Source organism: Psychromonas arctica DSM 14288, assembly GCF_000482725.1.
GTDB lineage: Bacteria > Pseudomonadota > Gammaproteobacteria > Enterobacterales > Psychromonadaceae > Psychromonas > Psychromonas arctica.
Genome location: NZ_KI519477.1, coordinates 254,498 through 279,309, shown reverse-complemented (window position 1 = coordinate 279,309; position 24,812 = coordinate 254,498). Strand labels below are relative to the sequence as shown.

Genomic DNA, 24,812 nt, shown 5'->3' with positions numbered 1-24,812 from the left:
AACCCAAGTTCATTTATTTATCCAACGAGAGTAATAACCTATGGAAATTTTGCGAGGGGCACCTGCCTTATCGACATTTCGTGTTAATCAGTTGTTGAAAAACTGTGAAGCGTTAGATTTACCTGTGACAGGCCTATATGCTGAATTTATGCATGCCGCAGATTTATCTGATTCTTTAAATGACCAAGAGTTAGCTGTATTACAAAAGCTATTAACTTACGGACCGAAAATAGCAGAGCATGATCCTGTAGGGATACTACTCTTTGTGACACCACGCCCAGGCACTATTTCGCCTTGGTCTTCAAAAGCAACGGACATTGCTAAAAATTGTGGTTTAACCAAAGTGAAGCGCCTTGAGCGAGGTATCGCTTATTATGTTGAAACCAGTGCAGAACTGAATCCTGAACAAATCAAAGCGTTAACAGAATTGTTACATGATCGAATGATGGAAGTCGTATTAACGTCATTGGATGATGCGGCGACATTATTTGTTCACGGTAAAGCGGGTGAAATGACAAGCGTGGATGTGATAGGCCAAGGTCGAAGCGCATTGGAAGCTGCCAATGTGAGTTTAGGTTTAGCATTAGCTGATGATGAAATAGATTACTTAGTTGAAAATTTTATTAAGTTAGGTCGTAACCCTAACGATATCGAGTTAATGATGTTTGCGCAGGCAAACTCAGAGCATTGTCGTCATAAGATATTCAATGCAGATTGGACAATTGATGGCCAAAAACAGCCTAAATCATTGTTTAAAATGATTCGAAATACACATGAATTACATCCTGAATATGTATTATCAGCATACAAAGATAATGCGGCAGTGATGGAAGGTTATCAAGCTGGGCGTTTCTTCCCGAGTGTTGATGACAGAGAATTTGGTTACCATCATGAAGATATCGATATCTTAATGAAAGTAGAAACCCATAACCACCCAACGGCTATTTCGCCTTTCCCTGGTGCAGCAACGGGATCTGGCGGAGAAATCCGTGACGAAGGCGCAACCGGTATTGGTTCTAAGCCTAAAGCCGGTTTAGTTGGCTTTTCTGTTTCTAATTTACGTATTCCAAGCTTTGAACAACCATGGGAAACTGATTTTGGTAAACCAAGCCGTATCGTTTCTGCATTAGATATTATGCTAGAAGCACCATTAGGTGGTGCTGCCTTTAATAATGAATTTGGTCGCCCTAATATCCTTGGTTATTTCCGTACCTATGAAGAGCAAGTAGAAAGCCATAACGGCAATGAAATTCGTGGTTACCACAAACCAATCATGTTGGCTGGTGGTTTAGGTAATATACGTCGCGAACACGTTCAGAAAAAAGACATCCCAGTAGGCGCTAAACTAATCGTACTCGGTGGGCCTGCAATGAACATCGGCCTAGGCGGTGGTGCTGCATCATCAATGGACTCAGGTGCTTCATCAGAAGATTTAGATTTTGCTTCAGTACAACGTGAAAACCCAGAAATGGAACGTCGTTGTCAGGAAGTGATCGACCGTTGTTGGCAGATGGGTGAAGATAACCCAATCCAATTTATTCACGATGTGGGTGCGGGTGGTTTATCAAACGCAATGCCTGAACTTGTGAACGATGGCGGACGTGGTGGTATCTTCGATTTACGTGCTATTCCAAATGATGAGAAAAGCATGGCACCTCATGAGATTTGGTGTAACGAATCTCAAGAACGTTACGTGATGGCGGTTAAACCTGAAAACTTAGCGACTTTCGAAGCTATTTGTAAGCGTGAACGTGCATTGTATGCAGTGATCGGTGAAGCAACGGAAGAAATGCATTTAACACTTAACGATACTGAGTTTGATAACAAACCAATCGATATGCCATTAGAAGTGTTATTAGGTAAAGCACCTAAAATGCATCGTGATGTAAAAACACAAACAGCAGAAGGTAAAGCATTAGACTTATCTGGAGCAACAGTTAAAGAAGCAGCGGAACGTTTATTACGTTTACCGTCTATTGCTGAAAAAACATTCCTTATTACTATTGGTGACCGTACTGTTACAGGTTTAGTTGCTCGTGACCAAATGGTTGGCCCTTGGCAAGTACCTGTTGCCGATTGCGCGGTGACTGCTGCTAGTTATGATACATACTTCGGTGAGTCGATGGCTTTGGGTGAACGTACGCCAGTCGCATTGCTTAACTTTGGTGCTTCTGCTCGTTTAGCTGTGGCTGAATCAATTACTAACATCGCATGTTCTGATATTGGTGATTTCAAACGTATTAAACTGTCTGCTAACTGGATGTCTGCTACAGGTCATCCTGGTGAAGATGCTGGTCTATATGAAGCAGTTAAAGCTGTTGGTGAAGAGTTATGTCCTGAATTAGAACTAACTATCCCAGTGGGTAAGGATTCGATGTCAATGAAAACACGTTGGCAAGCAGAAGATGGTAGCGATAAAGAGGTTATATCGCCATTGTCTTTAATCATTACTGCATTTGGCGCTGTTCGTGACATTCGTAATACAGTGACACCGCAATTACGTACCGACCAAGGTGAAACTGACCTTATCTTAATTGATTTAGGTAATGGTAAAAACCGGTTAGGCGGTTCATCACTTGCGCAAGTTTATAAGCAATTAGGTGAAACTACACCAGATTTAGATAGCCCTGAACTATTAAGAGGCTTCTTTAATGCTGTGCAAACTTTAGTTGCCGATCAGAAATTGCTGGCTTATCACGACAGAAGTGATGGCGGTTTATTCTCTACCATCACCGAAATGTCCTTTGCTGGGCATTGTGGTGTCACAGTTAAGCTTGATCAAGTTGGTAACGATGATTTTTCTGCTTTATATTCAGAAGAATTGGGCGCAGTTATCCAAGTTAAACGTGAAGACAAAGAAGCAGTATTAAATACACTTGCAGGTCACGGTTTATCGTCAAGTTCATTAGTGATTGGTTCATTAAATGAAACTGACCAAATAGAATTTATTCGTGACGGTGAAGAAGTACTAACTGCAAAACGTAGTGAGTTCCGTGGTATTTGGGCTGAAACAACCCTTAAAATGCAATCGTTACGTGATAACTCTGAATGTGCACAGCAAGAGTTTGATCTTAAATTAGATGATAAAGATCCTGGTCTATCAACTAAGTTAACTTTTGATCTTAATGAAGATGTTGCTGCTCCTTATATTGCTAAAGGTGTTCAACCACGCATGGCGATTCTACGAGAACAAGGTGTTAACTCTCAACAAGAGATGGCAGCAGCCTTTAATCGTGCTGGTTTCTCTGCAATTGATGTTCACATGAGTGATGTATTATCAGGTGATGTTCAATTGAAAGACTTTGCTGGTTTAGTCGCTTGTGGTGGTTTCTCTTACGGTGACGTATTAGGCGCTGGTGAAGGTTGGGCTAAGTCGATCTTGTTTAATGAACAAGCGCGTAACCAATTCCAAACTTTCTTTGAACGTGAAAATTCATTTGCATTAGGTGTGTGTAATGGCTGTCAAATGCTATCAAACCTGAATGAATTGATTCCAGGTTCTGATTTATGGCCTCGTTTTGTACGCAATAACTCAGAACGTTTTGAAGCTCGTTTTAGTTTAGTTGAAGTGCAAAAATCTAATTCATTGTTCTTAAATGATATGGCCGGTTCACATATGCCAATTGCTGTTTCTCACGGTGAAGGCCGTGTCGAAGTTGCTGATAGTGCTCACCTTGCGGCGATTGAAGCAAGTGGTTCTGTGGCATTACGTTTTATCGATAACTACGGCAATAATACTGAAGCTTACCCAGCTAATCCAAATGGTTCGCCAAATGGTATTACTGGTTTAACTTCAAAAGATGGTCGAGTAACTATCATGATGCCGCATCCTGAGCGAGTATTTAGAACAGTCGCTAATTCATGGCACCCTGATGAATGGAAAGAGGATAGCCCTTGGATGCGTATGTTTAGAAATGTACGTAAGCAATTAGGTTAATAAACATAGTAAAGTAAACAAACATAGCTAAATAAAAAGGGGATCTGATATCCCCTTTTTATATTTTCATTTACATTTAGTCTGGGGCTAATTTTAAATGAAAATATAAATATGAGATTAAAGGAGTGAGTCTTGTCTATTACGGTAAATAAGGTGTTATATATAGGGACTAATATAAAGTTAGCTAAAACCTTACTTTCATTAAATTCTTCTTTCTCGGATGTTGATCTGACTCATCTGCTATCTACAGATGACTTGGAACAGACCATTGCCGCAGGACACTACCAATATTTAATTTCTGAATTACCTGTTAGCTCCTTGGTGAAAGCTCGTATTGCTGAAAAGTTTAGCTACTTAGATTGTACTTACCTTGATAACACTTATACCGGCAACACTAGCATTGAAAGTGAAGCATCTACTGAAGTAAATAAAGAGAAATCTTCTCCTAGCAATGGACTATTACTATCTGCAGAGGTGGAAGCCGCATTAGACTGTATTAGTATCCCTATCTACTACAAAAATATGCAGGGTAAGATTATTGCCTGCAATACCTATTTTTCCCAAGTGTTTGGTTTATTACCTGAAAACTTGATCAATCAAACTTTAGAAAGTGTTTTACCGAATGGCCTTGCGAAAAAGGTCCGCCCATCTACATTAAGTATGTTTAACGATCATCAAGTCGACCTACTTGAATGTGAGATTCGCGATGTGACTGGTATTAAGCGTGAATTTTTAATTCGAGAAGAAGTCGCTGATGGTAGTGAGCTGCAAATCGGCATGCTATTTGATGTGTCTGACATGAACGCGGCTAAATCAGAAATTGAAAAAGAGCGTGTGATGTTACGCGCCACTGCGGATCTCTCTTCAGATCTCATTTTCTTTAAAGATTTAGAGAGCCGTTTTATTGGTTGTAATAAGCAATTTGAAATATTTGTGGGGTGTCCTGAAGCTGATATCGTGGGTAAAAAAGATGATCAGTTATTTGAATTAAATCAAGCAAAAATGTGCCAAGCTCAAGATGCACAAGTGATTGCCAATGACGAAACTTATAGTAATAATGAATACCTTACCTATAACAATGGTGAGCAACATTATATCTATATGCAGAAAGTGCCGCTGAAAGATAAATATGGCAAGGTACAAGGTCTAGTTGCGATTGGCCGTGATATCACCGAAAAAAGCGTCATCAAAAAACAACTTGAGCTTGCTATGTTAGTCTTTGAAAATAGTCGAGATTGCATATTAGTGACCGATGGCCATGGTGTTGTCGACAGTGTAAATGATGCCTGCGTAAAAATATCAGGCTATTCTAAACATGAGTTATTGGATCAAAAAATCAGTAGTTTTGCCTATGGTAGAGACTACCGTCGTTTATTTGTTGATATTGAACGTGGATTGAAAAAACAAGGTAAATGGCAAGGTAATGCTGTTTTTCATACCAAAAACGGTGACCTTAGTTATTTTTGGTTAGAAGTGTATCAAATTAAACAACAAGGGATAAAAGCAGAAAATCGTGTTTATTCTTTTACTGACCTTACACAAACCAAACATAACGAAGAAAAAATAAAGTATTTATCTAGACATGACTCTTTAACCGGGTTACATAATCGAATTGCTTTATTTAACCACTTAGAGGCTGCGATTTCTCGTTCTGCTCATAAACTGGCGTCGATCGCTATATTGTTTGTTGAGATTAAAGACTTTAGGCTCATTAATGAACGTTACGGTCACAATCAAGGTGATTGGGTGCTTAAAACTGTGGCTAAACGTTTACAACAGTGTGTTTCTAACCGAGATATCATTGCTCGTATTAGCGATGACCAGTTCATATTAGTCATTGAAGAGTTGGATAATGAACAAGTTGCGGCATTAATTGCACAAAAAATTAATCAGCAACTGTCTGAAAACCTTATTATTGATGATATGCCAGTTAATTTATCTTCGTCTATTGGGATCAGTATTTGTCCCGATGATGGCATGGATTTAGACTCAATTCTTTCCAACGCTGAAAGTGCCATGTTACGTTGTAAAAAAGACCAAAGTAGCACCTATCATTTCTATACTAATGAGTTAACCGTGCATTCTGCACATCAGCTTGAATTAGAAAATGAGTTAAAGAAAGGCTTTGAGGAAGATCAATTCGAAATTTGTTATTTACCACAATATGATCTTAATAAACGCCAAATAGTGGCTGTGGAATCAGTTTTAAGCTGGAATCACCCGCAGCAAGGATTGTTATCATCAAGCTGTTTTACAATGTTAGCAGAGCAATCGGGTCTATTGATTGAACTAGGTTTGAGAACCTTTACTAAATCAGCAAAGCAAGCTGCAAAGTGGCATCAGTCAGGTATTAACTTTGGCCGCATTGCGATTAATATATCAAAGCTAGAACTGTCACAAGCCACTTTAATTGGCTCAATTCAACAGGTTTTATTAGATACGGGCTGTGAGGCAAGATGGTTTGAATTTGAAATAGATGAAAGTTTATTTAGTAGTACCTTACCGACGCTACAAGAAAATTTACTGAATTTAAGTCGTTTAGGTATTTCATTAACCGTAGATGGTTTTGGTGCAGAGCGTTCTGTTTTATATTCTATCGATAAATTAAACATTGAAAAATTTAAAGTTTCAAAACATTTCATCCAAGGCGTACCTGGTTATTTAGCGGGTGAAGCAATGCTAAAATCTTTGTTTGTTTTAGCTAACTCATTGGGTATTGACGTGGTGGGTGATTGTATTGATAGTCAGTCTCAAGATAATGCTGTTTGTGATAAAACACTAGGAAATGAGAAAAACCATCAGCCAAAGGAAGCGATGAGTGCGACTGAAGCGACTTTTTATTTGAGGTGTTATAAGCGCCATTAAAGGCAATAATTTGGGCCACCATTATTGTCTTTACTCTTCTCTTTGATTTCTCTATTCGATTGTTTATGTTTAAGAAAATTATTCAAAATAAATAATCGAGTCGAGAAATATTTGTTATTATTCACTTTCTTTGGCTGTTGTTTGCAGTATTAATAATGTTCTGAGCGTATTCATACCCTTCATCATTCAAGATGTAAAAAATCAGCCTGTCGCAAGGTGAAAATATTCTAGGCATCAATTGATTGTTCGAATAAAGCTATATTTTTTTTGATCTTTCTATATTGTTAATCAGTAAATATTATAGATATGTTGTAATCATTTTAATGAGAAATTTATGGATCGTTTTATACCGCATATGACATGGCTAGAGAGTGAAATATATATTGTACTTTCCGCAACACTTTATTTTAGCCTATTAGCTATTGTTTCATTTCGAGTGGTATTAACACGTAATCAAATTGGCGTGTCATTAGCGTGGTTATTGCTTATTTTTGCACTGCCTTTAGTCGGTATGGTGGGGTATTTTATTTTTGGAGAGTTAACCCTAGGTGCGAAACGTAGTAGGCAGCGCAAGTTACTAGCGGGAGAGTTTTTAAATTGGATACAGCAACAAGCTACCACTCATAAACAAAGTAAAGATAAGATCAGTGCCAATGCACATTCAATGCAAGCCTTTGTCGAATCCTATACCAATATGCCAATGGTTAAAGGTAATAAACACACATTGCTCACCGATACGGATCAGATATTGTTGGAGCTGATCAAGGAAATAAAAGCGTCACAAAAACATTGTTATTTAATGTTTTATATCTGCAACGAAGGTGGGCTTATTAATCAATTGTTAAATGAATTAAAAGCCGCTGCTATTAGGGGAGTAAGGTGCCAGTTACTCTTAGACTCAGTAGGCAGCCATGATTTTTTTAACTCTGCAATACCTGCTCAATTACGTAAAGCCGGTGTAGAAGTGGTTGAAGGTCTACCTGTAGGCGCGCTGCGCTTATTATTTCAAAGACAAGACCTAAGATTACATCGAAAATTAGTGTGCATTGATGACCATATCGCGTACACCGGCAGTATGAACTTAGTGGATCCTGCTTTTTTTAATGTGCATAAAGGCATTGGTGAGTGGGTTGATGTGATGGTGCGTTGTGAAGGGCCAATCGTACAACATATGCAAGGCTTATTTGTATGGGATTGGTGTTTAGAAACAGAACATGTACTTAATCTCCCGCCTGCAAATAATGCTTTATTTTGCATTGAAGGAGATGAAAATTCTCAATTGATCCCCTCGGGGCCTGAATTTGGCAAAGTGGGTATTCATCAAGTTTTACTGACGGCGATTTATGAAGCTAAATACAGTTTAGTGTTAACCACCCCTTACTTTGTGCCCGATGAAAGTTTGTTAACAGCTTTGCAAGTCGCTGCAATGCGTGGTGTTGATGTGAAGATAATCTTGCCGGCAAAAAATGATTCTTTGATGGTGAAATATGCCTCTCGTGCGTTTTTTGAAGACTTGTTAAGTGCAGGTGTAGAGATTCATCAGTTTTATGGTGGTTTATTGCATACTAAGAGCATTGTGATTGATGAAAAAATTGCTTTAATTGGTACGGTTAATTTAGATCGCCGTAGTTTTTGGTTGAATTTTGAGATGACGATGTTGATTGATAATGCGAAGTTTGCAGGTGAGCTTTTAACTGCGCAAATGCATTATACGCTGGCATCTAAGCAAGTGAGTTTGGTTAAATGGCGACAACGATCTTTTTTCAAACGTTTATTAGAAAGCATTATCTATTTATTTAGCCCGCTGTTGTAGTGTGAACTTATAAATGGCTTATTTACGCGTTGAATTTATTTAGCATCTATATCTTTATGGTTCGTCTGTGCTCATCTTGTTAGTGTGATTAATTGCATGCTTTGCTATTTCGCCCTTGCGGCGGCTTTACTTTCTCTTGGTCAGAATAGAAAGTAAGTAAAGAGACTGGCACCGAATCGTTTTCTTACCCCAATAATAAATGGCTTTTATAACGCACAGGCTCTTACGGCACATCCATGTGCCAAACGAGCCTAATCCCAACATCCTGTTTGGCTTTGCTAAAAGCCATTAATGAGTTGGGAAAACTCAACGGTGATCAATTGTTATCATATTTGAGCGTCGGTGTTTTTTAGTGGTTTGGATTCAGCCTAGGTGAGCCTAAAACTTCACTTAATAAAGATAAATATAAAAGGTATAAAAGGATAACTATATCTGCGTACTAGGTTTTATGTGTAGGCTTCCTATTACAATTGCGTATAACAATGGACCTACTAGAATGGTTGCTGGTTCTGTAATGGCTCTAGTTCAACTTACTCCCATATAAAGTGCTCAGGGCCATACTTAATAATTTTTATTCTTATTTAAAAGTCACCTTTTAACTAAAGATAACGAAGTGAATCTATTTCACTTCGTATACTAGACGGAGAAGTAGGGCTACTTATCTTTTCTATTAACCCTTCGTACCCTCAGCGATCTTCGTAGTAATATGTTTTTTCCATGTCAGAGGCCGTTTGTTATGACGTAATTTCGACAGCCTTAAGTATTCTGCTTATGTATCTTATTACCTCTGTATATCTCGCTGCGTTTCTTGGGAGCTATTTTTAATGTTAAAATCTTTAATATTAAGCTGATAATGCAATAGCTAGATTTTACGTGACCTTAATAAGTTTTTTTACGCGGATCTCGCCGGCAGTGCATCGGATCATCAGTTATCTAATGTATATATCTAACAGGTAAATAAAATTAATGAATCTATTCAATAAAATGGCTACGTTGCTATCAAGAAATTGGAAAAACTTTACTCTGCTTTGTTCTCAGACTCAGCTGTTTCAAGACCGGGTTTGGATAGTTAGTGTTCAGCAAAAAACAGGGCAAAAGAGCAATTTATTTAACGATACTTTTGTGGTCAGTGAGGACGGCTTTGATAAGCCAATGCAATGGATGGAAAAGCAGGGATATCTGCCTGAAATAATTAATGATGTGGATAATATGCAACGCTCTCAGGCGATTAAAATAGAATTGGAAGACAGTTCGCACAGCTTAATGAGAGTTAAATAATACCGATTACATTAAATAAGTGATCTAAATTTTGCGCAGGAAAAATGACTTAGTTTAAGGCGTAAATTTAGCTAAATGGTTGTTTCCTTTATGAAATTTACAACGAAGAAATAAGTTATTTTAACAAGTAAAATAGATCAGTTAATTAGTGTGATTGGTATAATTGTTGGAACCTGCCTCTTTCCCCTTGCTTGATGTCTTTTAGTTCTTACCTTTTAGTCATTACAAATAAAAGATGGGAAACTAAAAATACTTTTAATCCTATCTCAAAGTAAATTGTTAACCCTAACCCTTCGTGCAATCTGTGTAGCGCAGGGCTTCGTGGTTGGTTTTTTTAGGTTTGTTGTTAATTTTACCTATCCCGAACACAAAAAAGCCTGCATAAAGCAGGCTAAAAGTGGGGTACTAAATTATAAACTATTTAGCTTTTTTCTCTTCTTTTGGTTCTGCTTTAACTTCCACTTCTGGTACATCCATTACGTCAGCGTAAGCCGTGCCGTAGTAAGAAGCGATTAATACTTCTTTAAGCTCAGCGATTAATGGGTAACGTGGGTTTGCACCTGTACATTGGTCATCGAACGCATCTTCAGCAAGTTTGTCAACTTTTGCCATGAATGCCGCTTCATCAACACCGGCAGCTTGGATTGATAGTGGAATATTCAATGCTACTTTTAACTCTTCTAACCAGTTTAATAGTGCGTTAAGTTTGTCTTCAGTGTTACCTGTTGTGAAACCTAAGTGTGCCGCTATTTCTGCATAACGAGCACGTGCTTTAGGGCGATCGTACTGTGAGAATGCAGTTTGTTTAGTTGGGTTATTAGTTGCATTGAAACGAATAGTATTCGCAATTAATAATGCATTTGCTAAACCATGTGGAACGTGGAATTCAGCACCTAGTTTGTGTGCCATTGAGTGACAAACACCTAAGAATGCATTAGCAAAAGACATACCTGCGATAGTTGCTGCATTATGTACTTTTTCACGTGCGATTGGGTCTTTTTTACCGTTAGCATATGAGCTTGGTAAGTACTCTTTAAGCATTTTAAGCGCTTGTAGTGCATGGCCGTCTGAGTATTCATTCGCTAATACAGAAACGTAAGCTTCCATTGCGTGAGTGACTGCATCGTAGCCACCGAATGCACATAAAGATTTAGGCATATCCATAACAAGGTTTGCATCAACAATCGCCATGTTTGGTGTTAGCTCGTAATCTGCTAATGGGTATTTTTGACCTGTTTTTTCATCTGTAACTACAGCAAATGGTGTTACTTCAGAACCTGTACCAGATGTAGTCGTGATACAAACTAACTCTGCTTTAGACCCCATTTTAGGGAATTTGTAAATACGTTTACGGATATCCATAAAGCGCATTGATAAGTCTTCGAAATCAGTTTCTGGATGTTCGTACATAACCCACATGATTTTAGCTGCATCCATTGGTGAACCACCACCCACTGCTAGAATCACATCAGGTTGATAGCTTAAACATGCTGCTGCACCTGCTTTTACGACTGCTAATGTTGGATCGGCTTCTACTTCATGGAACACTTCAACTTCCATGCCTTTTTCTTTCAGGATAGAGCGTAGGTCATCGATGTAACCATTGTTGAATAAGAAACGGTCAGTCACGATTAATGCACGTTTTTTACCTTCAAGGTCAGTCATTGCAACTGGTAAACAGCCGCGGCGGAAGTAGATTGATTTTGGTAGTTTATGCCACAACATATTTTCAGCTCGCTTCGCAACAATTTTCTTATTGATAAGGTGTTTTGGACCCACGTTTTCAGAGATAGCGTTACCACCCCATGAACCACAACCGAGTGTTAAAGAAGGTGCAAGTTCGAAGTTGTAAAGATCACCGATACCACCGTGAGAAGCAGGCGTATTCACCAGAATACGTGCTGTTTTCATTTTATCGCCAAAGTAAGCGATACGATCTGCGTTTGCATCTTGGTCTGTGTAAAGTACTGACGTATGACCAACACCACCTATATCTAATACGATACCAGCTTGACGTACTGCATCTTCAAAGTTTTTCGCTTTGAATAAGCCTAAAGTAGGAGATAGTTTTTCATGTGCAAATTCATCATCCCATGAAGCTTCTAGGCCTTCACCGATAAGGATTTTAGTTGAAGTTGGTACTTTAACACCCGCTAGTGCTGCAATTTTGTATGCAGGTTGACCAACGATTTTTGCATTCAATGCACCATCGATGATTAATACTTTACGTACTTTGTCTGCATCTGCTTGGCTTAACACTGCCGCGCCGTATTTAGCGAAACGTGCTTTTACTTCGTCGTAAATAGATTCAACAACAATCGCTGCTTGCTCAGAAGCACAGATTACACCGTTATCGAATGTTTTAGACATTAAGATTGAAGAAACGGCACGTTTGATATCAGCGGTTTCGTCGATAACTACAGGTGTATTACCCGCACCAACACCGATTGCTGGTTTACCTGAAGAGTAGGCCGCTTTAACCATGCCTGGACCACCAGTTGCAAGGATAAGGTTGATATCGTCATGTTTCATTAATGCATTTGAAAGCTCAACTGATGGTACGTCAATCCAACCAATAATATCTTTTGGTGCGCCAGCTTTAATTGCTGCATCTAATACCACTTTCGCTGCGTAGTTGGTTGCATTTTTAGCGCGTGGATGTGGAGAGAAGATACAACCATTACGTGTTTTAAGACAGATTAGGGCTTTAAAAATCGCAGTTGAAGTTGGGTTTGTTGTTGGGACGATTGCACAAACAATACCTACAGGTTCTGCGATAGTGATAGTGCCGCCTTCTTCATTGCGGTCAATCACGCCACATGTTAGCTCGTCTTTGTATTTGTTGTAAATGAATTCAGAAGCAAAATGGTTTTTGATTACTTTGTCTTCCATGATACCCATGCCAGACTCGTTTGCAGCCATTTTAGCTAATTCGATACGTGCTGTAGAGGCTGCTAATGATGCTGCACGGAATATTTTATCAACTTGCTCCTGTGAGTAAGTTGCAAATTCTTTTTGCGCCGTTTTTACACGAGCAACCATTGCATTTAGTTCAGTGACATTACTTACCGTCATATATTTCTCCAAAAGTTTAATAAATTTAAAAGTTTTAAAAATGTTCTATTAAATCGTATCTCTTTATAAAAACTGACTTACTGTTAAAAACGGACTTAGTAAAAAACTTTCACAGTCATTATAGAAATAAGGTGATTTAGCGTATTGATCAAGATCACTATAAAGTGAATGTATTGACCTTGTTTAGTGTGATATTTGTCACGTTCAATAAGTCTTCTTCATTTTTCGATGTTTTTTTTGAATGTCAGTTTTGAGGTCTATGAGTCAATTTAAGCCGAAATCATTGTATGCCTATTTGCTCAAAACAATCTATGGTTTAAGATCTAATTTTCATTAATCTGCGGCAATCCTTTATACTGTCATTTCTTATTTTATATTTAAAAAAATAGCACCACTTAAGGGAAGATAAACATGGTAAGTGTTTCCACAGCAGGTCGTTCCGCATTGTATTTTTCTGCTTTTGTCATTTCATTAGCAGGGATAAAAGAAGCAGCCCCTATTGTTGTTCCTTTTTTGTTATCTCTATTTGTCGCCATCATTTGTAACCCCGCTATTAATTACTTAGAACGTAAACGGATGCCGAGAGGGCTGGCAATTACCTTTGTTATTGTCACTATCTTTTCCTTATTTATTGTTCTAGGTGGCGTGGTAGGGGCGGCTGTTAATGACTTTAGCAAAGCGATTCCAACTTATGAAGAGCAATTGTCAGAGCAAATTACATGGCTAATTGAATGGTTAGGAAAGCATGATATAAAGCTGTCGATGGGGGAAGTGCGTGGTTATTTTGATCCTGCTAAAGTGATGAATTTAGTGACCACTACCTTATCTGGATTCAGTAGTGTGTTGGGCAATATATTCCTTTTATTATTGACCGTTGTTTTTATGTTGGCTGAAGGGCAAGTGTTCCCGAAAAAACTACATATTGCATTTGATGATTCGGAGCAAACGGAGAAAAAGTTAGATCACTTCTTAAGTATGGTGAACCGTTACATGGCTATTAAAACCATGGTGAGCTTAGGAACCGGCATCGTAATTGGTACTGTGTTGTGGGCGATTGGTGTTCAATTTTACGTATTATGGGCATTGCTGGCTTTTTTATTAAATTACATTCCTAACATCGGCTCAATTATCGCCGCGGTGCCTGCTGTTATTCTGACTTTTTTACAGCTCGGTGCAGGTTATGCTGCAGCGGTGGTTGGATTATTTGTCAGTGTAAATATGATCATGGGCAACGTTGTTGAACCGCGTTTTATGGGGCGCAGTTTAGGTTTATCGACCTTAGTTGTGTTTTTATCATTAATTTTTTGGGGCTGGTTATTAGGGGGCGTAGGTATGCTGTTATCTGTGCCTTTAACAATGATTTTAAAAATCGCTTTAGAAAATAGTGAAGATGGACGGTGGTTTGCTATTTTATTAAGTTCAGATCAAGAAGTTGCTGCATTTGAACAAACCAATATCGATAAATCCAATGCGCAACAAGCGAAAGGCTCCGCGTCGTCGAAAGACGTTAATTCAAATAGCCATTCAAGCGAAAACGATTCAAGTAATGGGACTTAGTCATCAGTTCAATCGATCCTTAAAAAAGAAAATTAAAGAACAAGTTAAAGAAGAAAAATAATATGTTTACAGCACTATTAGAAAAAATGCATTTTCCAGACGTATCGTTAACAACTAACGAGCAAAATAAAGAAATGGCGCGATTATTTCACGGGCGTGGATTCTTTTATCCTGAATATCAGCATATTAATATAGATTGGTTAGCGCCAGTTGTATTGATTATTTTATATAAAGAAGAAGATGCACAATGGTTGGCTAATTTGAGTGACTTCCTGCTAGCGGAAATGACTCAAAGAGGCTTTGTGGTGAAGAGCATTCAAGTGCAATTTCGTTGTCGAGATCTTGCACCTACTGAGTTGTTATATGGCGATGCGTTGCATGATTTTGTCGCTTGTGAAAACGGCTTGGCTTATAAAATCAATCTCGGTAAAAATCAAAATTACGGTATTTTCTTGGACATGAAAAATGGTCGTTCTTGGTTAAGAGAAAATAGTCACAATAAGTGTGTATTAAACCTATTTTCCTACACCTGCGCATTTTCTAATGCGGCTATTGATGGTGGCGCAGAGCAAGTCGTTAACTTAGATATGAGTAAAGCTGCATTAGCCGTAGGGCGTGATAATCATAGGCTTAACGGGCATGATTTAGATAAAGTGAAATATCTTGGTCATGATCTTTTTAAGTCATGGGGTAAAGTTAAACGTTTAGGGCCCTATGATATTATCATTGCCGATCCGCCTTCATTACAAAAAGGCAGCGTTAATATAAAACGTGACTACCCAAAGATAATGCGTCGTTTACCTGAGCTGTTAAACCAGGGAGGGCAAGCTTTGTTATGCTTAAATAGTCCTGATTTGGACTTTCAATTTATTTATGATGCATTAGCTGAACATTGCCCTACGGCAAAAGTAATAAGTGTTATTGAGCCGCCTATTGAGTTTACCAATAGTGAACTTGATAAAGGCCTGAAATGTGTATTAGTAGGCATGTTAGCAAAATAAAATTAGCATTAGACTGGCATTCATATCCAATTAATACATAAGGAAATAAGTCGTTAAAAAGAAACGAAGGTAGCTTAAGACTTCCATTTTTGCAAAAACATCATTAGACAAAAAAGCCCTATTTAACATTGCTGTCAAATAGGGCTTTTTTACAACATTAGCTGTTAGCCTTTTAGAGCGGCTTTTTCTGCTGCCTGTGTTGCTTGAATTGCTGTTAGTGCGATAGTGTAAACGATGTCGTCTACTAGTGCGCCACGTGACAAGTCATTAACAGGCTTGCGCATACCTTGCAGCATTGGACCAATACTGATCAAGTTTGCACTACGTTGTACCGCTTTGTAAGTGGTGTTACCCGTGTTTAAATCTGGGAAGATAAACACCGTTGCTTGACCTGCTACTTTCGAGTCTGGTGCTTTACTCTTCGCAACATTTTCCATTACAGCTGCATCGTATTGTAATGGACCATCGATTAATAAGTCAGGACGACGTTGTTGCGCAATTTTAGTTGCTTCACGTACTTTCTCAACATCTGAGCCCGCACCTGAATCACCAGTAGAGTAACTGATCATGGCTACTTTAGGGTCAATACCAAAAGCAATTGCAGAATCAGCAGACTGAATTGCGATATCTGCTAGCTGGTCAGCTGTTGGATCTGGGTTAATTGCACAGTCACCGTAAACTAATACTTGGTCAGGCAATAACATAAAGAAGATTGAAGAAACTAAACTTGCACCAGGTGCAGTTTTAATTAACTGTAATGCAGGACGAATCGTATTAGCAGTGGTGTGAACTGCACCAGAAACCAGACCGGCTACTTCATTTTCAGCTAGCATCATCGTACCTAATACAACGGTATCTTGTAGGTGCTCACGTGCAACAACTTCTGTTAAACCTTTACCTTTACGTAGAGCAACCATTGGTGCTACGTATTGCTCTATCACATCAACAGGGTTAACAATTTCAACTTCATCAGTCAAAACAATACCTTGTTGCGTTGCAACACGGTAGATCTCTTCAGGGTTACCTAATAATACTGGTTTAGCAATACCACGTTCAGCACAAATAACAGCGGCTTGAATCGTACGAGGTTCTTCACCTTCAGGTAATACAATGCGTTGGTTTGCTTTACGTGCTAATTCCGTTAAGTGATAACGGAATGCTGGTGGCGATAAACGACGCGATAATGAAGAATCTTGTGTTAACGTATTTAACCAATGCTTATCGATATGGCTAGCAATGTATTCTTGTACTTTTTCAATACGCTCTAAATCATCAACAGGGATTTCCATGTTGAAGTTTTGTAAACGTTGCGCTGTATGCCATGTGTTACTTTTGATCAGTAGTACTGGTAATCCTGCATCCATTGCGCTTTTACAAAGCTTCATCACTTCATCTTCAGGTGGATAATCGCCGGTTAATAATAAACAACCAATCTTCATACCATTCATCACTGCTAAACAAGCGGCAATGATCACATCACTTCTATCACCTGATGTTACTAGCATTGAACCAGCTTTAAAGTGCTCAACCATATTAGGGATAGAACGAGCACAGAAAGTAACAGATTGTAAACGACGGTTGTCAAGATCACCTTTATTAAGGATCTTAGCTTCTAAATGGATCGCTAGATCTTTAACGCGCGGTGCGATTAAATCAGCACTCCAAGGAATACAGCCTAAAATTGGTAATGGGCTTTTGCTGAACATTTGTAATACTTCAAGGTTGTTATTAATACTACCTTCTGGAATATCAAACATTTCAGTTAAATCGTTACCTGTTTTATCATTCTCATCGACAGGAGCGCCCACTTTATTAATAATACAGCCAGAGATATGTTTATTTTCTTTGCCACCAAATGAAGAGATAGCAATTTCCATGCGCTCTTTTAATTGTTGTGACGTATCGTTACTTGGATGGGTAACAAATACCATATCAGCACTTAATGCTTTAGCGATGCTGTAGTTGATGTTATTAGCAAATTGATGCTTATCGGTAGGGACTAAACCTTCAACAATGATCACATCACTGTCTTTAGTACCTTCACGGAAACGCTCTACGATATTTTCTAGTAATTCTGAAGTACGTCCTGATGAAATAAGCGTTTCAGCATATTTCATCGCAAAGGGTTCAGGAGGAAGAATGTTACTTGAATTACGTAATGTCGTAGTTGAGCGTTCTGTACCTGCATCACCAGGGCGTGGTTGTGCAATTGGTTTGAAAAAATTAACGGCAACACCTTGGCGTTCCATTGCACGAACCATTCCGAGACTAACCGAAGTGACACCAACACCAGCGCCAATAGGGATCAGCATTATTGTACGAGCCATGACTATTCCTTTTTAATAGATGACAAAAAGGGAGTAAATACTCCCTCAAAAATTATTATAAATTACGCACCAACAAGTGCAGCGGAATCTTGCGCGATAACCCATTCTTCATTGGTTGGTATAACCATTGCAATCGGGGAACTATCGGTTGTGATCACGCCTGAATTACCTAGTTTTGCAGCTTTATTTTTCTCTGCATCTACTTGGTATCCAAAGATAGTTAAGTTCTCTAATACTTTCGTACGAATACGTTCAGAGTTCTCTCCAATACCGCCGGTAAATACGATTGCATCAATACGACCAAGTGGTACGGCGTAAGATGCAATATACTTAGCTAAACGGTAAGCAAACATATCAATAGCAAGGATAGCGCCTTGGTGACCTTTTTGGTAGTTTTCTTCTATATCTCGACAATCGCTTGAAATGCCAGAGATACCTAAGAGACCACTTTGTTTTTGTAGCATGTCCATTACACCTTTCAGGCTGTAACCTTCACGTTCAACAAGGTGTTCAATAATACTTGGATCTATATCACCACAGCGAGTGCCCATTAATAAGCCTGCAAGCGGAGTCATACCCATACTTGTATCAACAGATTGACCATTTTTAATCGCTGCAACCGATGCACCATTACCTAAATGAGCAGAGATAATGTTTGTTTCTTCTACTTTTTGACCTAATGCTTTAGCAGCTTCATTGGTAACAAATAAGTGGCTTGTTCCATGCATACCGTAACGACGGATATGATATTGTTTGTATAAATGATATGGCAACGCATATAGGAAAGCTTTTGCTGGCATAGTTTGGTGGAAAGCAGTATCAAATACGGCAACTTGTGTTAATGATGGGAACGCTTTTTGTGCTGCTTTAATACCTAAAATATGTGCAGGATTATGTAATGGTGCAAGTGAAGCGCATTCTTCAATACCTTCAAGCACTTCTTCATCAATAATGACTGACTTAGTAAATTTTTCACCACCATGAACAATGCGATGGCCGATAGCAATAAATTGAGACTCAAGACCCTCAACTTTTTTAATAATATCTTCTACAATGAATGAAATGGCTGCAGAGTGAGCACTATTTTCAGGCAAGTTAGTTGACTCTTTCTTACCGTCAAACTTCCATTTAATACGAGCATCGGGAAGATTAAAACATTCAGCTAAACCACTGATTATTTCATCTCCATTGTTTGCATTGATTACAGCGAATTTAAGCGAAGAACTACCACAGTTAAGTACAAGGACTAATTTATTGCTCATGAAAAAATTCCAGTCAGTAAATAATAAGTATATAAATATCAATTCTAATTTTTGATATTAAGCTAGGGTATAATAGTGAGATATAACTGAATAAGAACGTAGCGTTTGGCGGCATTGTCCATATTAAGCTATATTATCAATTTTACCTTTATGTAATAAAATTACAAATATCAAATTGATAAAAATTATTCGAAATCAATTTTAGTCGCAACATTTTCATTTATTAGGCATGATTTGTATTGTTGTGATTGATCTATCAATTTTAAAGGAGAATTAATTTGTTTAATTTTTTTGAGCTATTAAAAAAAGGCGACCATTATTTAAAAATATGGCCAAAACAAAATTGCCTGTATTCTTTATTTATTGAAAGTAAAATGGTCTGTTATACACAATTATTAATTAAAGTATTCCCAATTTTTATTGTCCTTGTTGCGTCCTTGTACATGTTTTTTCCAACTTATTTTTCTTGGCCAAGTACCGCTACATTTATTCTCTTTTTAATCGGATTACCTGCTCATTGTTTATTATGGCTAGGAAAACGTTCGCAACAAACACTCTCACCTGCGCTATTTAATTGGTATCTTGAGGTAAGTGAGGCCTTACATGGAAAAGATAATGGGCAACGAACCATGGTCGATCAGTTGCGCTTTATCGACCTTGCTAAGTTGTTGAATAAAGGTTTCAAAAAAGGAGGGGATAACTTTTTATATAACAATGAACTAATGTAAGTTAGTTTTTTTGAAATACTTCAATATTAAAATCACATTCAATTTTCCAGTGTGGCTGGCTAAGTAATTTAGCTAGCTTTTCTGGTGTAAACTTCCACGCAAAAGGGGTCATGTTTATGAGATCTTTTAACTGCTGAGGTGAATCAATATCTAGTTCATAACTGAGATTTACTTGCTCCACTTTACTGAAACCTTCGACTGCTTCATTCTCCTGCGCATGGTTATTTACTTGATCGTAAATACACTCTCTTAATTGAAATAAGTGACGTGGCGCAGGTGTTACTGTAATTAAATAACAGCTTTGCTTAATTAGGCGCAACAATTCTTCCGCTTTTGATGGCGCATAGATACGTATCATTAGGTTAATGCTTTGTGCATTTAACGGAACTTGATAGGCACTGGCGACACAAAAATCAATCTTTTTATAACGTTTAGCGGCATAACGAATCGCTACTTTAGAAATATCAATGCCGCAGATATGATGCTGTGGCAATTGTTGATTGATAATGTCGGTGTAATAACCTTCACCACAACCTAAGTCAAGAATCTGTGCTTGTTCGGTGTCTGCTAAATATTGTTTGCTTATTTGTGCTACTTTTTCTGCGAGTGGTAAGTAACCGCTGGTATTTAAAAATGCACGTCTAGCGGCCATCATCTCTTGATTATCACCGGGATTTTTAGAGCTTTTTGATTGCACCGGTAATAAATTTAAATATCCTTCCTTAGCAATATCAAAATGATGATTATTTTCACATACTTGGGTGTTATTGATTTGATTAAATGAAGCTTGGCAAAGCGGGCAAATAAAAGGAGTCATAGAAGCTGCTATTTAGTAAGAAGTAAAAATAAAGACAGTAAAAACTGTCTTTATTAAGAATAGAGGACATTAAACTAAGTAAAGTATACTTAGCTAAGTACTTATTGAGAAGGTTTCACTGAACAAAGGTATTAAAAAATAACATTGTCATGGTATTCAAGAAGCACCTTCTGAACAGCAAGCATCGTATCTCTTGATGGTGGGTGAACGCCATCAAGAGGATATATTTCGCCCATTGCTATCCATTTGTGCTTTCCAAGTTCATGATAAGGTAGCATTTCAATCTTTTCGATATTTTTCATTGGTTGAATAAATTCACCTAATGAATGAGCATCTTTAAGGCTATCTGTGATCCCAGGAACAACCACATAGCGCAGATAGACGGCTTGATTATGTTCGGCTAAATACTTGGCAAATTCTAGGGTATATTTATTGCTAACATGGGTTAAGTCGATATGCTTCTTATTGTCCATCTGCTTAATATCTAATAAGACTAGGTCAGTGTGTTTAAGAATATTTTGTGTTGTCTGGTCAATTTTTCGCACAAAACCATTGGTATCTAAACAAGTATGAATACCTTCTGCACGGCACGCTTCAAACATTGCCAGTACAAATTCTGGTTGTAGCATCGCTTCACCACCTGAAATAGTAATACCACCGCCGGACGCGTCCATATAATGACGATATTGAAGCATCTCTTTCATTAATTCATCAACGGTCATCTCTTTACCGCCTTCAGTATCCCAAGTATCGCGGTTATGGCAATATTGACAGCGCATTAAGCAGCCTTGTAAAAAGATAATAAAGCGGATCCCCGGACCATCTACGGTGCCACAGGTTTCTACTGAGTGTACTCGTCCAGTAACTGACATCTTATAACCTCATAAAAACTAATTATTTGTATCAACTATTAATAGAACATGACTGCGTTATAACAATGGATACAGTGCCATAACAACTGATAAAAATAATTACTTTTGTTGTGATAAAAATAAAGGTTTCATCCCGAAGAATGAAACCTTTTTTATTATAGCAGGCTAATATAAAAGTGAACCTGTTATCGTCTGTTTTTTATAGCGTCGCTGTAAAGGTACGTGTGATTACATCTTGCTTTTGTTCTGCAGTTAACGAGTTAAATCGTACTGCGTAACCCGATACACGAATTGTTAATTGTGGGTACTTATCTGGGTTTTCCATTGCATCCAATAACATTTCACGGTTCATTACATTAACGTTTAAGTGTTGACCACCTTCAATATCTGGCGTGTGCTTGAAGTAACCATCCATTAGACCAGCCAAATTAGATTTTTGAGAATCATCTGTTTTGCCTAGCGCATTTGGTACGATTGAGAATGTGTAAGAAATACCATCCTGTGCGTAAGCAAACGGTAGTTTAGATACTGATGTTAATGAAGCAACTGCGCCTTTCTCATCACGTCCATGCATTGGATTTGCACCTGGTGCAAATGGCATACCTGCACGACGACCGTCTGGTGTATTACCTGTTTTCTTACCGTATACAACGTTAGATGTAATAGTAAGAATTGACTGTGTAGCACGTGCATTACGGTACATAGGGCGTGATTTTATTTTCTTCATGAACGTTTCAACAAGTTCACAAGCAATATCATCAACACGTGGATCATTATTACCAAATTTAGGGTAATCACCTTCAATTTCAAAGTCAGTCGCAATACCATCTTCATCACGAATAGGGCGAACTTTTGCATATTTAATGGCAGCTAATGAATCCGCTGCAATTGAAAGACCAGCAATACCACAGGCCATTGTACGTTCAACATCACGGTCATGAAGTGCCATTAATGAAGCCTCATAGCTGTATTTGTCATGCATGTAGTGGATACAGTTAAGTGCTGTCACGTATTGCTCTGCCAACCAGTCCATAAAGTGGTCAAGGTTTGAATACACTTCATCGTAGTCTAAAATTTCAGACGTAATAGCAGGTAATGTTTTAGGACCTACTTGCATTTTTGATTTTTCGTCTACACCACCATTGATGGAGTACAATAATGTTTTTGCTAAGTTGGCACGTGCACCAAAGAATTGCATCTGTTTACCAACAATCATTGGCGATACACAACATGCAATCGCATAGTCATCGTTATCGAAGTCGGTACGCATTAAGTCATCATTTTCGTACTGGATAGATGAAGTATCAATAGATACTTTTGCACAATATTTTTTGAAGTTAATTGGTAAAGCTTCAGACCATAAAACAGTAATGTTTGGCTCTGGAGATGGACCCATAGTGTATTGTGTGTGTAAGAAACGGAAGCTATTTTTAGTCACTAGCGTACGTCCATCAACACCCATACCACCAATAGATTCTGTAGCCCAGATAGGGTCACCAGAGAATAGGTCATCATATTCAGGTGTACGTAGGAAACGAACCATACGTAATTTCATTACTAAGTGGTCGATTAATTCCTGTGCATCAGTTTCAGTAATCAGACCTGCTTTTAGATCTTTTTCAATGTAGATATCTAAGAAAGAAGCGGTACGGCCAAATGACATTGCTGCGCCATTTTGTGATTTAATTGCCGCAAGGTAACCAAAGTAAGTCCATTGGATTGCTTCTTTAGCATTTTTAGCTGGTCCAGAAATATCATAACCGTATTTAGCCGCCATCACTTTCATTTGATCAAGTGCACGATATTGCTCAAAAATTTCTTCACGCAATTTCATTGTATCTTCTAATGAAGTACCTGCGATTAATTCAGCTTCTAAACTTTTATGTTGAGCTGCTTTTTCAGTCATTAGGTAATCGATACCGTATAAAGTAACACGGCGGTAATCACCAATAATACGACCACGACCGTAAGCATCAGGTAAACCTGTTAACACACCTGATTTACGACATTTAAGAATGTCACCAGTGTAAACGTCGAATACACCTTGGTTATGTGTTTTGCGGTATTCTGAGTAAGTTTTACGGATAGTTGGGTCTAATTCTTTACCGTATACTTTACAAGAACCATCGATCATACGAATACCACCGTTAGGGATAAGCGCACGTTTTAATGGTTTTTCTGTTTGTAGACCAACAATCGTTTCTAAGTCTTTGTTGATGTAACCTGCATCATGTGCAGTAATAGTCGAAACTACATCAGTATCAAAATCAACAGGTGCATGAGTTGCGTTTTCCTGCTTGATACCCACCATTACATTTTCCCATAGCTCGTCAGTCGCTTTAGTCGCGTCAGCTAGGAAGCTTTCATCTCCATCAAAAGGGGTATAGTTTTTTTGGATGAAGTCACGGACATTAACTTCTGTTTTCCAAGTGTCGCCAGCAAAACCTTCCCATGCTGATGCAAATGCTTCGTTTAATTTAGTCATAAAGATTTACCTTTACCGTTAGTGATTAAAAAATGTGTATAAATTAGTTGTTTGTGAATATGTTTGGTACATCCTATGTACCGCACTTAATGCATGCGCACTTAGTCGTGTTAAAAATGCAATAAGCGCAGGTGGGGCAATAACAAAATAGAAAATAATACGGAGTGCAATAAGTATGCTTGTATTGTTTGAAAGAAGAGACACAGGCAAAATAGCTTTGCTTATTTTACTGTTAGCAATACGATTGCTTTGGCTTGGTATTTGGTAAGCTAAATACTCGTTAACGCTATTGTCTATTTGCATCTTAGAAGTTACCCCGTGATGGATTAGTGCTTAGTTTAACAAATGCTTTTGTACAAAAATTGATTCATATCAAGTTGCACAACGATCTCGTAATAAAATTACATTTTTATTTTAAAAAACCTTTTTTGCTCAAGTAATGTACAGGATAAAGTGATGTTAATGTCACTATTATTCATTAAATTGTTTAAATTTAACCTCGTAAAGGTAATTTAATTTCAATTCCTCCTAGGGCTTCCTTGCTATATGACGCTGTTATCTTAAGAAAATTAATCGCTTACTAAAAAATTATTACATAAATAAACTGCTGAATATTTATTAAAATTTAGCTCAATTATTTATTTTTATTAGTGATCAATTATAACTCAGTCAAATGAATCTAAAATATATTTTTATCATCTTTTTTAGATGCTTCTAATAAATACAAAAAATAGTATATAGCCCATGTTTTTGTATGGTTTTTAGCCAAAGGGTAAGTCAGTTAAGGTATAATTA

Annotated in this window: 14 protein-coding genes; 7 read left to right on the top strand and 7 right to left on the bottom strand. The window is 37.9% G+C overall.

All coding sequences use genetic code 11. The features are described from left to right. Positions 1–40 precede the first annotated feature (40 nt). The 4 genes from purL to H592_RS0112760 all read left to right on the top strand — a co-directional run bounded on the left by purL (position 41) and on the right by H592_RS0112760 (position 9,893). Entirely contained in the window at positions 41–3,937 is a 3,897-nt protein-coding gene (gene purL, locus H592_RS0112775; RefSeq protein WP_028869112.1) for a phosphoribosylformylglycinamidine synthase, read from the top strand. Between the two features lie 132 nt (positions 3,938–4,069). Continuing rightward, a complete protein-coding gene (locus H592_RS0112770; protein WP_028869111.1) occupies positions 4,070–6,802 on the top strand; it encodes a sensor domain-containing protein in 2,733 nt (910 codons plus the stop codon). A gap of 334 nt (positions 6,803–7,136) precedes the next feature. Further along, the gene (gene cls, locus H592_RS0112765; protein WP_028869110.1) at positions 7,137–8,615 is read left to right on the top strand and encodes a cardiolipin synthase; all 1,479 of its coding nucleotides are present in this window, start codon (positions 7,137–7,139) and stop codon (positions 8,613–8,615) included. Between the two features lie 966 nt (positions 8,616–9,581). After that, positions 9,582–9,893 (top strand): hypothetical protein, encoded by a 312-nt coding sequence (locus H592_RS0112760; RefSeq protein ID WP_245600420.1) that lies wholly within the window; start codon positions 9,582–9,584, stop codon positions 9,891–9,893. A 417-nt stretch (positions 9,894–10,310) separates the two neighbouring features. Here the strand turns inward: H592_RS0112760 and adhE are convergent, their stop codons facing one another. Next, complete coding sequence (gene adhE, locus H592_RS0112755; protein ID WP_028869108.1) at positions 10,311–12,968, bottom strand: bifunctional acetaldehyde-CoA/alcohol dehydrogenase; 2,658 nt, start codon at positions 12,966–12,968, stop codon at positions 10,311–10,313. Between the two features lie 411 nt (positions 12,969–13,379). Between adhE and H592_RS22285 the strand changes: the two genes are divergently transcribed. Next, positions 13,380–14,525 carry an AI-2E family transporter gene (locus H592_RS22285; protein WP_051369160.1) on the top strand — a complete coding sequence of 382 codons (1,146 nt, stop codon included), beginning with the start codon at positions 13,380–13,382 and terminating at the stop codon, positions 14,523–14,525. A gap of 62 nt (positions 14,526–14,587) precedes the next feature. After that, on the top strand, positions 14,588–15,526 hold the full coding sequence (locus tag H592_RS0112745; protein ID WP_028869107.1) for a class I SAM-dependent methyltransferase: 939 nt from the start codon (positions 14,588–14,590) through the stop codon (positions 15,524–15,526). Positions 15,527–15,690: 164 nt separating this feature from the next. Here H592_RS0112745 and pta read toward each other — a convergent pair whose 3' ends face one another. Both pta and H592_RS0112735 read right to left on the bottom strand, forming a co-directional pair. Continuing rightward, on the bottom strand, positions 15,691–17,853 hold the full coding sequence (gene pta / locus H592_RS0112740) for a phosphate acetyltransferase (protein ID WP_028869106.1): 2,163 nt from the start codon (positions 17,851–17,853) through the stop codon (positions 15,691–15,693). A gap of 62 nt (positions 17,854–17,915) precedes the next feature. Then, positions 17,916–19,115, bottom strand: a complete 1,200-nt coding sequence (locus H592_RS0112735; RefSeq protein ID WP_028869105.1) for an acetate kinase — start codon at positions 19,113–19,115, stop codon at positions 17,916–17,918. Positions 19,116–19,393: 278 nt separating this feature from the next. On the opposite strand from H592_RS0112735, the gene yfbV reads away from it, so the two are divergent. Further along, entirely contained in the window at positions 19,394–19,843 is a 450-nt protein-coding gene (yfbV, locus tag H592_RS0112730) for a terminus macrodomain insulation protein YfbV (RefSeq protein WP_245600419.1), read from the top strand. A 1-nt stretch (position 19,844) separates the two neighbouring features. On the opposite strand, the gene rlmA is transcribed toward yfbV, so the two are convergent. The 4 genes from rlmA to H592_RS0112710 all read right to left on the bottom strand — a co-directional run bounded on the left by rlmA (position 19,845) and on the right by H592_RS0112710 (position 24,320). Next, positions 19,845–20,660 carry a 23S rRNA (guanine(745)-N(1))-methyltransferase gene (rlmA, locus tag H592_RS0112725; RefSeq protein WP_028869103.1) on the bottom strand — a complete coding sequence of 272 codons (816 nt, stop codon included), beginning with the start codon at positions 20,658–20,660 and terminating at the stop codon, positions 19,845–19,847. Between the two features lie 131 nt (positions 20,661–20,791). Next, positions 20,792–21,532, bottom strand: a complete 741-nt coding sequence (gene pflA / locus H592_RS0112720) for a pyruvate formate lyase 1-activating protein (RefSeq protein ID WP_028869102.1) — start codon at positions 21,530–21,532, stop codon at positions 20,792–20,794. A 199-nt stretch (positions 21,533–21,731) separates the two neighbouring features. Further along, positions 21,732–24,017 (bottom strand): formate C-acetyltransferase, encoded by a 2,286-nt coding sequence (gene pflB, locus H592_RS0112715; RefSeq protein ID WP_028869101.1) that lies wholly within the window; start codon positions 24,015–24,017, stop codon positions 21,732–21,734. An 18-nt stretch (positions 24,018–24,035) separates the two neighbouring features. Next, positions 24,036–24,320 (bottom strand): hypothetical protein, encoded by a 285-nt coding sequence (locus H592_RS0112710; RefSeq protein ID WP_028869100.1) that lies wholly within the window; start codon positions 24,318–24,320, stop codon positions 24,036–24,038. Positions 24,321–24,812: the final 492 nt, after the last annotated feature.

Bases quoted from the DNA above. Each gene is read 5' to 3' on its own strand.
- H592_RS0112745 (WP_028869107.1), top strand. From the start codon at position 14,588: ATGTTTACAGCACTATTAGAAAAAATGCATTTTCCAGACGTATCGTTA.
- adhE (WP_028869108.1), bottom strand. From the start codon at position 12,968: ATGACGGTAAGTAATGTCACTGAACTAAATGCAATGGTTGCTCGTGTA.
- rlmA (WP_028869103.1), bottom strand. From the start codon at position 20,660: ATGACTCCTTTTATTTGCCCGCTTTGCCAAGCTTCATTTAATCAAATC.
- H592_RS22285 (WP_051369160.1), top strand. From the start codon at position 13,380: ATGGTAAGTGTTTCCACAGCAGGTCGTTCCGCATTGTATTTTTCTGCT.
- purL (WP_028869112.1), top strand. From the start codon at position 41: ATGGAAATTTTGCGAGGGGCACCTGCCTTATCGACATTTCGTGTTAAT.
- H592_RS0112710 (WP_028869100.1), bottom strand. From the start codon at position 24,320: ATGCAAATAGACAATAGCGTTAACGAGTATTTAGCTTACCAAATACCA.
- pflA (WP_028869102.1), bottom strand. From the start codon at position 21,532: ATGTCAGTTACTGGACGAGTACACTCAGTAGAAACCTGTGGCACCGTA.
- H592_RS0112735 (WP_028869105.1), bottom strand. From the start codon at position 19,115: ATGAGCAATAAATTAGTCCTTGTACTTAACTGTGGTAGTTCTTCGCTT.
- H592_RS0112760 (WP_245600420.1), top strand. From the start codon at position 9,582: ATGAATCTATTCAATAAAATGGCTACGTTGCTATCAAGAAATTGGAAA.
- pta (WP_028869106.1), bottom strand. From the start codon at position 17,853: ATGGCTCGTACAATAATGCTGATCCCTATTGGCGCTGGTGTTGGTGTC.
- cls (WP_028869110.1), top strand. From the start codon at position 7,137: ATGGATCGTTTTATACCGCATATGACATGGCTAGAGAGTGAAATATAT.
- pflB (WP_028869101.1), bottom strand. From the start codon at position 24,017: ATGACTAAATTAAACGAAGCATTTGCATCAGCATGGGAAGGTTTTGCT.